At 41.8% G+C, this 11,798-nt stretch carries 10 protein-coding genes; 9 read left to right on the forward strand and 1 reads right to left on the reverse strand.

All coding sequences use genetic code 11. From position 1 onward, the window contains the following. Positions 1-101: 101 nt before the first annotated feature. The 5 genes from CHH60_RS02100 to CHH60_RS02120 all read left to right on the forward strand — a co-directional run bounded on the left by CHH60_RS02100 (position 102) and on the right by CHH60_RS02120 (position 5,642). Positions 102-902, forward strand: coding sequence for a carbohydrate ABC transporter permease (locus CHH60_RS02100; protein ID WP_217989968.1), 801 nt, complete (start codon positions 102-104; stop codon positions 900-902). Continuing rightward, on the forward strand, positions 902-1,777 hold the full coding sequence (locus CHH60_RS02105) for a carbohydrate ABC transporter permease (protein WP_095357681.1): 876 nt from the start codon (positions 902-904) through the stop codon (positions 1,775-1,777). Before CHH60_RS02100 ends, CHH60_RS02105 begins: the two co-directional genes overlap by 1 nt. 34 nt (positions 1,778-1,811) lie before the next feature. Beyond that, entirely contained in the window at positions 1,812-3,152 is a 1,341-nt protein-coding gene (locus CHH60_RS02110; RefSeq protein ID WP_141236928.1) for an ABC transporter substrate-binding protein, read from the forward strand. 232 nt (positions 3,153-3,384) lie between these two features. Then, entirely contained in the window at positions 3,385-4,317 is a 933-nt protein-coding gene (locus CHH60_RS02115; protein WP_095357683.1) for a glycoside hydrolase family 43 protein, read from the forward strand. 164 nt (positions 4,318-4,481) lie between these two features. Further along, positions 4,482-5,642, forward strand: coding sequence for an alpha/beta hydrolase (locus CHH60_RS02120; protein WP_095357684.1), 1,161 nt, complete (start codon positions 4,482-4,484; stop codon positions 5,640-5,642). Between the two features lie 233 nt (positions 5,643-5,875). On the opposite strand, the gene CHH60_RS02125 is transcribed toward CHH60_RS02120, so the two are convergent. Next, on the reverse strand, positions 5,876-6,919 hold the full coding sequence (locus CHH60_RS02125) for a pectate lyase family protein (protein ID WP_095357685.1): 1,044 nt from the start codon (positions 6,917-6,919) through the stop codon (positions 5,876-5,878). 381 nt (positions 6,920-7,300) lie between these two features. Between CHH60_RS02125 and CHH60_RS02130 the strand changes: the two genes are divergently transcribed. From CHH60_RS02130 to CHH60_RS02145, 4 genes are read left to right on the forward strand one after another with little or no spacing between them, the layout of a single operon-like run. After that, positions 7,301-8,218, forward strand: coding sequence for an ABC transporter permease (locus CHH60_RS02130; RefSeq protein ID WP_239297551.1), 918 nt, complete (start codon positions 7,301-7,303; stop codon positions 8,216-8,218). A 29-nt stretch (positions 8,219-8,247) separates the two neighbouring features. After that, entirely contained in the window at positions 8,248-9,129 is an 882-nt protein-coding gene (locus CHH60_RS02135) for a carbohydrate ABC transporter permease (RefSeq protein WP_095357686.1), read from the forward strand. A 54-nt stretch (positions 9,130-9,183) separates the two neighbouring features. Then, on the forward strand, positions 9,184-10,773 hold the full coding sequence (locus CHH60_RS02140) for an extracellular solute-binding protein (protein WP_095357687.1): 1,590 nt from the start codon (positions 9,184-9,186) through the stop codon (positions 10,771-10,773). Positions 10,774-10,801: 28 nt separating this feature from the next. Continuing rightward, complete coding sequence (locus tag CHH60_RS02145) at positions 10,802-11,782, forward strand: LacI family DNA-binding transcriptional regulator (RefSeq protein ID WP_176475944.1); 981 nt, start codon at positions 10,802-10,804, stop codon at positions 11,780-11,782. Positions 11,783-11,798: the final 16 nt, after the last annotated feature.

Here is an 11,798-nt window from a genome sequence, read left to right on the forward strand (position 1 = left end):
GGATGATTATGAGACAGAGTGGGATGATCAGAAAAAATAATAATCGATGGATACATACATGGAACGGTTGGCATTGGATCTTGCCGAGCCTAATTGGAGTAATGACTTTTTCAATCATTCCATTTGGTCTTGTCTTTTATTTCAGCAGCATTCGCAATATTTTCACCAAGCAGTTTGTCGGATTACAAAACTATGTAGATGTACTTTCTAATGATGCGTTCCGATTAGCGGTCAAAAATACATTGATTTTCACAATAACTGCCATTCCGCTCTCAATGATTATTGCCCTGTTATTTGCAGCAGTGTTGGATTGGTCTATTCCAGGGAAGAACTGGATTCGCACATTTTTCTTCACACCGATGATGGTGCCGACCACTTCCGTTGTATTGATATGGCAAGCTTTGTTTCACGATCGGGGTTACGTCAATTCCGTCTTGCAACTCGGTGGAGACCAGGTGCTTCACTGGCTTCATTCCGATTATGGCATGGTTGTTATTGTCTTAATATTCGTATGGAAAACGATCGGGTATAACATGATTCTGTTTACGGCAGGCCTTTCCAGCGTTCCAGAGAATCTTGTGGAAGCAGCCAGATTGGACGGCGCCTCGGAACGATATATATTTCTTCATATTAAATTGCGATATTTATCTCCGGTTATATTTTTCGTTGTGTTGTACGCTGTGATCTGTTCATTCAAAATTTTTCGGGAAGTATACATGCTCGTGGGAAACTACCCTGTAGACGGTCTGTATATGTTACAGAATTTTATTAACAACACGTTTCAAAGCGGGGCTTATCCAAAGCTGTCCTCTGCAGCAATCTGGCAAGCGGTGGGTATGGTCATCATCATCGGCGTTTTGTTTGGGCTGGAACGAAAATTTGGAAAGGAGGTTGAAAATTAATGAAGCGAAAATTCAATCGGAATATTAAAAGAGCAGTTCTATTTGCATGCCTGGGATTCATGTCCATCTTATTTCTGATGCCGATGATCTTAACCGTTAGCAGTTCCTTCATGACAGATCATGAAATTACATATCACTACCATGCCATGCTGAATCCGGGCAGCGACACAGACAATGTGTCTGATGCCATATCACTGACACTGGTTCCCGAAACCGTGACGATAGATCAGTATTGGGAGACCATTACAGATCCTACGTTTTTAAAACGGTTTTGGAATTCAGTGATTTTAGTCGTTCCCATTACGTTGATTCAGATTATCATTTCATTGTTTGCAGCGTATGGCTTTGCAAGGTTCCAAGGTAAAATCAAACGAATCGTATTTTTCTTGTTTGTTATATTGATGTTGATGCCGAATCAAGTAATGTTGGTTCCCAACTACCTTATCGGTCAAACGATCGGAATAGATGGCAGCCGCTGGATGGTAATTTTACCGGGGGTTTTCTCTGTATTTCCAATCTATCTGCTTACTCGAACGATGAGACGGATTCCAAGTTCCTATTTTGAAGCTGCGAAGCTGGATGGGGCAGGAGAATTTCAAATCTTTCGTCATGTCGTCATTCCATTGTGTAAAAGTATGATCGTATCCGTCCTGCTGCTTGTGTTTATCGATTACTGGAATATGGTAGAACAGCCACTTTTGTTCCTGGAGCCGGAGCAACAGCCGCTTTCTTTATATCTCTCCAAAACAGGCAATCAGCATCTAGGCCAGACGTTTGCAGCAGCAGTTTTGTATATGATCCCGCCAATGCTGCTGTTTTTATTTGGCAGAAAAGACTTGTCCAAGGGGATTTCATACACAGGAACCAAAGAATAATAAACTACTACACCAATGAAAGTAGGTAAAAAGAATGAAAAGAATATATGCACTACTATTAATAATGATCATCTTGGTGGTGACAACCGTGGCATGTTCTTCCTCACAAAGTGCAGAAGAAAAAGGTGCGCAAACGTTAACATTGGCGACATGGCATGCAAGCGATGGGTTATCGAAAGCAGTAGAGGGATTTAATGCTTCTCAAACCAAATACCAGATTGAAGTTAAAGATTATGGTCAATATGATAATTATGATAGTGATGATCAGACAGATTATGTGAAAGGCCAAACGATGTTGAATATGGATATCGCTGTAGGAAATATTCCGGATATTATTAATCTTCATGGAATAGACCGAACGGTTTACGCAAAAAATGGTGCTTTTATCAATTTATATGATTTTATGAAGTCGGATGAGAAGTATAATAAGCAAGCATTCCTAACGAATTACTTGCAAGCTAACGAAGTAGACGATGGGCTCTATTGGCTTTCTCCAACGTTTTTTGTGGATAGTCTGTTTGCCAATGCAAAATTTACCAATGGTATGACCCAGTGGAGCATGGAGGAATTCCTGAAAGTGATCCAAACTGTACATGAAGATCACATCGAAATTATGGGACATCAAAGTCCTACGGAGTTTATGACGTTTGTTGGGGCCGGAAACCAATTTCTGAATCAAGTTCAAGAAACCGTTCATTACAACAATCCGGTATATGCACAATTATTGGAATTTTCTGCGAAATTGAATGAAATTAATCATGGACATGACCACAGTCATTCGCATGGAACGGCGTCAGCTGACGAAGATGCAACGAAGTTCCAGAGTGGTCAGCGATTACTGGAGAGAGGAGTCTTTGGGAATTTTGATGAATATTTAAGTTATTTTGCTCTTTATGGCGAGCAGCCTGTGACAATGATTGGTTATCCAACCCTCGATGGAAGCAGCGGATCCTATTTTGGCATGGGACATGATCTGTATGCCATTAGTGCAGCTTCCAAAGCTTCAGAAGGCGCATGGGAATATATCAAATTTGCATTGGATATGGATGTAGATCAATTGGATCAAGTACCAGAATTCTCTGTCGTCTTGGATCAGTTGCATGAACAGATTCAAAAGAGTGTGAACAACTATACAGACGGACAGTATATCTCGCGAAAAGGAATTCATCTTCACCTGAAAAAACCGAGTCAAACAGATGTAGATGAATTTATGACCATGCTCAAGAACATTAAATCATTTGCCAACTATGAGTCCATGTTCTCGAAAGAAATCTATACTCTATATGATGACTTTTATGCAGGCACGAAAACGTCTGCTGAAGTTTCCCGGATTTTACAAGATAAATACACGTTGTTCTTCAAAGAAAATCAATAATTAGCTGTAATCAAATTAAATCTATGGAGCGGATTTTTTTTAGATCCCCTTCATAGTTTTTATTTATGCTCTACAACGTGGAAGCAAATGACTGTGTTTTGTGCTAGCATGGAGTAACCAGAATGAAAATTCCATTTTATTGAAACCTTACTTTCGTTCGCAGCTATGAGAAAGCAGGCGTTATCATGAAATTTTTAGCACAGGAAATTTATAAAAAGAAGGAGACCGTTCCATGTATGGATACTTGTTCGTTTACTTTACTGGAGAAAGTAACCCCGATGGAGAGCAAATCTATTTCTCGTTAAGCCGGGATGGGCTGCATTGGGAGGATTTGCATAAGCGTCAACCGGTCCTCCGATCTGTTATTGGAGAAAAGGGCGTAAGAGACCCTTACATCCTGCGCAGCAAAAGCGGCGATCGATTCTACATCCTTGCAACTGATCTAAGCATTTATCACAGGGGAGGGTGGGAGCAGACAGAGGCCATGCTCACCGGAAGCCGTTCGCTAATTATTTGGGAGTCTTCCAATCTGATCGATTGGTCCGTGGCACAAAAAGTCGACGTAGCACCACAGGCAGCGGGATGTGCATGGGCTCCGGAAGCCATTTATGATGATCTCGTGGATGCATATCTCGTATTCTGGGCTTCGAGTATGGAAGCTAGCGACGGAAAAGGCCGGGGAATGCACATCTATTGCAGCACGACGAAAGACTTCAAATCTTTCTCGCCTGCCGAACGGTATATTACCCGCGGCGCGAATGAATCGATTATTGATACAACGATTATTCAAGTTGGCAACAAATATTATCGGGCTTCAGGTGATGGTCAGATTACCATTGAGTCCTCCGAACAACTTCGCGGTGACTGGAAGAAAGTATCCACGTTACAATCTCTGGGACTAGAATTAACAGGCAAGGATGTCGAGGGACCTGTATTTTTCAAGTTTAATGATCAAAAACGGTGGGTTTTACTTGTTGACCAATATGCTACAAGCGGAGGATACTTGCCGATCGTAACGACCGACATTGGAGATACCAGTGGAGCATGTTGGGAGAAGCTGAAGGCAGAAGATTACTCGTTCGATATTCTAAAAAAACGGCATGGATCTGTACTGCCAATTACACAGCATGAATATGATTTCTTACTTGCCCACTGGGGAAATTAAGCATCAGAATTCGCAGATCGAAAATGTTAAGCGTGCTATTCGTATACTTATATTAAGATATTCACACAATAATTGATTCCTGCTTGATCCAGAAACGATATTTATGTAAGCGATACCAAATAGAAATGTTTAGTTGTTGTCTATACTTTGAGAGGAGAAATGTAATGAAAAACGAGGTCATTGAACGTGATTTTAGTTGCATAAGAGATGGACTGACTATTCGTGGAAAAGAATTTCTGCCTATAGGAGATCAACTTCCAGCGATAATCGTAAGTCATGGATTTGGAGGGAATTCCAAGGATTTGGAAGAATACTGTAGAACGTTTGCATCGTGGGGGTATGCTTCGTATTGTTTTGACTTCTGTGGTGGTTGCGCGAATGAAGAGGGAAGAAGTGACGGGAAATCAACGGATATGACAGTTCTGACGGAATGTGATGATTTGGAAGTCGTAATGAATTATGTTCAAGGATTATCTTATGTAGATGATAACCGATTGACTTTGATGGGGTTTAGTCAGGGCGGATTTGTTTCAGCGCTTACAGCTGCCAAATGTGCAAAAGAAGTGGAAGCTTTAATTCTCCTTTATCCAGCGCTGTGTATTCCAGACGATGCCCGGCAAGGTGCATTAGCAGGATCATCCTATGATGTCCATGATGTCCCTGAAATAATAGAGTGCGGCAAGATGACGATTGGCAAAAAGTTTCATGAGACTGTCGTTGATATGAATCCGTATCAAGAAATCATGCCTTACAAAAATCCAGTGTTGCTGATCCATGGTACCGCAGATGAGACAGTACATTATAATTACTCCGTTGAAGCCCAAAAATCTTATGAATTAGGCCAATGTCATTTACAATTAGTAAAGGAAGCCGGACATCATTTTACCGATAAACAAAAGGCGAGTGTTCTTGTATCCATACATGAATTTCTACTTGGAAAGAAAGAAGTGTTAACGATCGATGTACGGATTACAGGCAGTGAAGTACGTATAGAAGAAGGCGATGATAAACAAATTTCCATCTCTTTTACTGGGAGCTGCGAATGCCCTTACTTCAAAGGCGAGATTTTACAAGGAGCCGAGGACATACAAGACTATCATGAAGGGAAGTTGGTCAAGGTTCGAGCAGAGTATGCTTTGGAAGGGGTAGACTATGAGGGGAAAAGGTGCATTATTCATATCGTTAACCAGTATGTGAAAGGCGAACTGAAGCCTACTATAACTACCGATAGCAGAGCACTTGACTTTCTGAACCATGCAGATCTGACCGCTACTCTTGAGGGGTTCACCGATGGTCTTACGGTACGTATTTTTTCAGTAGAGTAGTTTCATCTCCTGGTCACTTAAGAATGTTTTTTTAGTCTCAATGATGTTACGACTCAGCTATACATGAAGGCGTTATAATTACAAACAAAGTTCTTGTCTTTTGATTTTTTAAGACAAGAACTTTGTTTCATTTCTCAAGTCAACACAATTACAACGTTGTAATTTAACTCTAAATGTTTATCTACTATTGCATAAAATAGCGGTCTCTACTTTTTATCCATGCAATGGATCGCTCATTTGCCAAAAACAAGAGTTGTGTTAGAAGAACCAGCGTATTTAGTTACGAATTCACGTGTATAGTTTGCATCCCTCACTTCATAGCTGTAATTATTGCTTGGTCTCCAGTTTGTTTTGGGTGATCTTGGGGCAGATAAAGCTGGTGTGCTACCTGTATCGGTAAATTCCCCATTCCCTTTGTCATCAAGGATGCCGCCTTTTTCCGCACCGGCTCCAAAGTAGTTATTCTCTGAATAGATGCGCGCTTTTTCCCCAATCGTAATTGCTTGGTTGAAATTGTTTGCATAGTTGTTTTTGATATGGAAATATCCATATCTCATCAGCCCAGGACCTCGAACGTTCAAGTTTTCAAAGTAATTGTTAGCCATCGTCACATGAGGCACGCCGTTATAACTGCTGTTGCCATCATTGGGGTGACCCAGAATAATTCCATATTTGTGATTTGCGAATTTGGAATTGCTGATGGTTATATAATCCGCTCTGTCGCCAATATAGAGCAATTTATCTACTTCAGTACCACTAGAGCTATAGCTATGGCCTGAAAAAGTGACATGATCTATCCAATAGTTTGACCCAGAGGTAATGTACATTTGGATATCATCGTTTGCATTGATGCCAGCAGAATGAACAAAGTTGAGGTTCTGGAAAATAACATTGCTTGAAGAGGAGGTTGAGCGGAAATGAATGTTAGTCAATGTGTGGTTGTCATACGAGCCAACGATTGTTTTGTTAGCCCCGAAGTTTACTTTTTGTAAAGTGGAAGAGGAAATATTTTTTTCTATGACAAGAATTTTCGGTACAGTATCAGCAACGTGTGTCCTCAGATCATTTAGATTATTGATGTAAATAATTTGGCCGTTTTTGCCGCCTGTTACGGCAGACTTCGCAACTCCATTTTCATTCTTAGCATTTCCTGCAAACCCTGTCAGACCGGTTGCACCAGTATTCGGAAAATTGGCTGCCCCATACGTAGAGGGAAGAGTGGGGAAATTTAGAACCATTAGAACGAAAGCGAGTACCAAACATGAAAGCCTTTTCAAAACAAGTCACCATCCTTTGATAAATGTATTTTTTTTACAGGTACATTGTATTTGAAGGTAATGTTTGTGTCAACATTAACTACGTAACATTTATGCAATTGTATATACTTGATGATAAGAAGTGCTCCATTGGAGTCATCAACATAGCACTGATTTTTGTTGTTGCCAAATACAGGGGAGTTTGCTAAGATGTAAAAAATGTTATGGAAGCGCATACATTTAGATTGAAATTACAACGTTGTAAATTTTGGATTGAAGTTCTCACCTTGTTCGAATAACTGTATTAATACTATTAAATCCTAATTACTTTCGAGAATGTGGGAGTATGTATACTTAAAAATTACAACGTTGTAATTCTGAGCGAAGGGAAGTGTCTTCAAGGTGAAAAAACGTTTGTTCACGTTGTATGTGCTGGCCAAAAGGGATAGGTATTTGCTGCTTATGTTCGCGCCTATTTTCTTGTATTACATCATTTTTATGTACGTTCCCATGCCTGGTGTACTGCTTGCCTTTCGCAATTTTATGCCAGGTCAGGGAATGTTCAGTGGTGAATGGGTAGGTCTGAGATGGTTCGAGCAATTTGTGAATTCAATTTACTTCTGGAGACTGTTGCGTAATACATTTTTGCTTGCTTTTCTTCCTCTGCTCTTTGGTTTTTCCATCCCCATTCTATTTGCTGTCTGCATTGTAGAGATTAAAAACCGAACATTCAAACGTTTTGCCCAAACGGTTACGTATCTCCCTCACTTCATCTCAACCGTGGTCGTGGCGGGTATGATTATCAACTTTCTGTCACCCACGGATGGGATTGTCAATACGCTGATTGCCAAATTTGGAATGGAAAAAGTGAACTTCATGATGGAAGCTGGCTGGTTCCGTACTATTTTCACGAGTTCCGATATCTGGCAAAGCTTCGGTTTTAGCTCCATTATCTACATCGCAGCCATTATGGGCATTGATCCAGAGATGTACGATTCCGGAAAAATTGACGGCGTCAACAAGTTTCAGGAGCTCTGGCATCTTACCCTTCCGAGTATCAAGCCGACTATAGTTATTCTGCTCCTGCTGTCACTGGGAGGCATTATGAGCGTAGGCTTCGAGAAAGTATATCTGTTATACAACGGGGCCACGTACGAGACTGCCGATGTGTTATCAACCTATGTATACCGAATGGGAATCGAAGGACAAAACTATGGTTTTGCAACGGCTGTTGGCCTTTTTAACTCCATTATCACCTTTGTACTTGTTTTTGCAGCGAATACAATGACTCGTCGCCTGACTAAGATGTCACTCTGGTAAGATTCCAAACTGAATCAAAGGAGACCTGTATGCAAAAATCGAGAAGTGACCGGATGTTCTACGGATTTGTCTACCTGCTTACCATTTTGGCAGTTGTCGTCACGTTGTACCCGTTCCTGTATGTGGTTAGTATTTCATTCAGCTCCGTGGAAGCCATCGATAAACAAAAAGTTGTCTTGTGGCCAGTCGGTTTTACCCTTTCAGGATACCAAATGGTACTTCAATACAAGGAGTTATGGGTGTCCTTTTATAATACCCTTTGGTATACCGTTGTGGGAACGCTGCTCAACATTGTGGCAACTTGTCTTGCTGCTTTTCCGTTATCCAGACAGCAGTTCTTCCTGCGCAGGAAACTTAATTTTTTTATCGCATTCACGATGTATTTCTCCGGCGGGCTCATTCCGGTCTACATGCTGATTACATCACTCGGTCTGTATAATACCCGCTGGGTAATGGTGCTGCCGGTCCTGGTTATTACATTTAACGTGATGATCTGTCGTTCTGCATTTGAAGGTATTCCGAATGAAATCTTTGAGAGTGCGAGTATAGACGGAGCAAACGAACTCACAATGCTGTATCGCTTGGCAGTTCCCATCATCAAGCCGACACTTGCTGTCCTTACCCTCTACTACGCAGTGTTTCATTGGAATAATTTTTTCTCGGCTTTGCTGTATCTGGGCAAACAGGATATGCAGCCTTTACAAATGTTCCTGAGGCGGGTACTGATTATGGCTTCCCCAGAAGTGATGCAGAAGATGGGAGGTACGATGACCTCAGGTGCACTGGCTGTCTCCACACTTCAGGTTCGATATGTATCCATCGTAGTCAGTATTCTGCCAATTGTTACGATCTACCCGTTTATCCAGCGGTACTTCGTCAAGGGTATTACACTCGGAGCCGTGAAAGGATAGTCCAATTGAGTATTATGGTTGACCAAGTTTGTTCATACCAAGGAGGAATGATGGATGAGAATTAAAGGGGCAGGAAGAAAAAGTGTAATGGCAGCAATACTTGCAGTCAGCCTTGCGGGTTGTAGTGGCGGAACAGGAACAGATGTAGGTAGCAGTCCACCAAGCTCGGAACCGGCATTTAATTACACAGGTGCAGGACCTGTGACGGATCAGACGGATGCTAAGTTATCTATCCTCGGGACGAATGCATGGACGACAAATGTAGATCTATCTACTGCTGCAATTGTGAAGAAAATTGAGGATATTGCGGGTGTTCAGGTTGATTGGGATCTAATCCCGCCGCAAAACTATGCGGATGCTGTTAATCCAAGACTTGCCGCTGGTACGGGGTTACCAGACATCGTTTATTTGCCTGATCAGGATCAACTTATGAAGTATATTAACAGCGGGTTATTTATTCCGATTAACGAATTGGTGGATAAGTATGGGGTGAATCTCAAAAAAATATATGAAAAATCTCCTTCAGTCAAAGCCAGTTTAACCACGCCAGATGGTAAAATGTATTATATTCCGCAGCAAACATTGACCAGAAACTATATGCCTGTGTTTATGATCAATCAGCGCTGGTTGAAGAAGCTCGGAATGAATGAGCCTACAACATTGGATGAGTTCACGGCGATGCTTCGCAAATTCAAGACAGATGATCCAAATGGCAATGGTCAAGCAGATGAGATCCCATTATCTATGGAGTCGAAGTTTGTGTCGATGGCGTTTGGACCGGTCTTTGGCCTGGATCTGGCCAACCAGTTTTATGCGGATGATCAGGGCAGGGTCCATTTTAGCTATTATGAGCCTGCCTACAAAGAATACCTGACTTATTTGAACGGGCTTTACAAAGAAGGACTGCTTGGAGTGGATTATGCGAGTACTACAAGCGATCAGGTAACCTCACGTATATCTCAGGATGTGACCGGAGCAACGTTTAATTTTAGCTGGTACATGTCAATGGTCTACAGTCCGTTGTTCAAGGATTACGATCCGAAGGAGCCCATCTTCAAAGGCATTCTACCTTTGAAAGGGCCAAATGGAGATCAGTTCTATGTGGGACGTACACCCGTAAGTGGTATCTTTGGCATTACGCGTGACAGTAAAAATCCAGAACTTGCTTTTCGATTCCTGGATTATGCGGTAAGTGAGGAAGCACAAACATTTTATACATGGGGCATCAAAGATGATACGTATACGGAGGAGAATGGGGTGAAAGCGTTTACGGACAAGGGTAAAGACAATGAGTATATCCAGAAACTCGGCATTGGTCCTGTCAATCTGCCTAATATTCAGTCCACTGACTCTGCCGATTCCGTGGTGGCAGAGTGGCATGCAAAGCTCGACAAGGAGCTAGAACCATATATTCGTGAACCTTTTCCATTTGTTTATGCTCTACCGGATGAAGCCAGTGTAGAGAGCATGTCAATGCCAGATATTACAACGTATGTTGAAGAGATGAATTTTAAATTTATAAGCGGAGATACCAGCTTGGATCAGTTTGACAGTTATATTGAAACATTGAAAAAAATGAACATTGAGCAGGTTATTGCTGGCAGACAGGCACAATATGACCGTTACAAGGCTGCTCAGCAGTAGTATTTGAAGGCGGTCAGTACGAGAGGTGTTGATTGAACTGATAACGATTAAGGACATTGCCAAACTGGCGGGGGTTAGCTATAGTACGGTATCCAAGGCGCTTAATGGAGACCCCCGGATTAAACCGGCGACTAGACAGAAAGTCCTTGCAGTCGCCGAGAAACACCAGTATCGAAAAAACATTCTAGCTCAGCAGCTCTCTACTGGAAGAAGCAATATTATAGGTTTTGTGCTTGATGAATTGAGCAATCCATTGTTCTCGAATATATCGGGCATTCTGCATGCAGAACTGAAACAGCGTGGATACCAAATGATTCTGGTCGTTGCAGATGATGGGGTAGATGTGTTCAGCCAGCTCCGCGTAGATGGCTGCATATTGTGGGATTATGCACTAGAAAATCGGGATGCATTTTGGAAGAAGTTTTCCACTCTTAATATGCCTTGCTTTGTATTGGGTACAGATGAGACGCCCAATTCCCCTTATATCAAAGTTGATCGTAAAGAGGGAATATTTAAAGCGGTAGAGCATTTGAATTCGCTCGGACACACCCGTATCGGTTTCATTGGTAACTCGCAAAATATCAAGCTGGAAGGGTACCGAGAAGCTTTGCAGCGCACAAATCTAAAATTTGAAGAAGATTACGTACTGCCAGCACATTCCTCTTGGGAGGACGGGTATTTTGCAATTCGAAATTATACATTTGGTCCAAAGGCACCGACGGCTTTTATCGGTTTGAATAACCTTGTAACCCGAGGAGCGCTGCGGGCTTTGCTGGAGGCAGGCTACAACGTACCCCGTGAGATATCATTAATCGGTTATGATGATCTGCCAGATATGCAATATGCTGAAGTTGCACTGACCACAATTGGCCCTGCACTGGATGAACTGGCTGTTCAGGCTGCAGAACTAATCGTATCATTAATCCGCAATGAAGAAGTGGATTATCCAGTTGTCATCCAACCGAAACTGAATCATCGTAATTCAACTGCGATAGCCAGGGAGTTTTAGCAATAATAACGCCAGA

The sequence above is a fragment of the Paenibacillus sp. 7523-1 genome (assembly GCF_002276415.1).
Lineage (GTDB): Bacteria > Bacillota > Bacilli > Paenibacillales > Paenibacillaceae > Paenibacillus > Paenibacillus illinoisensis_A.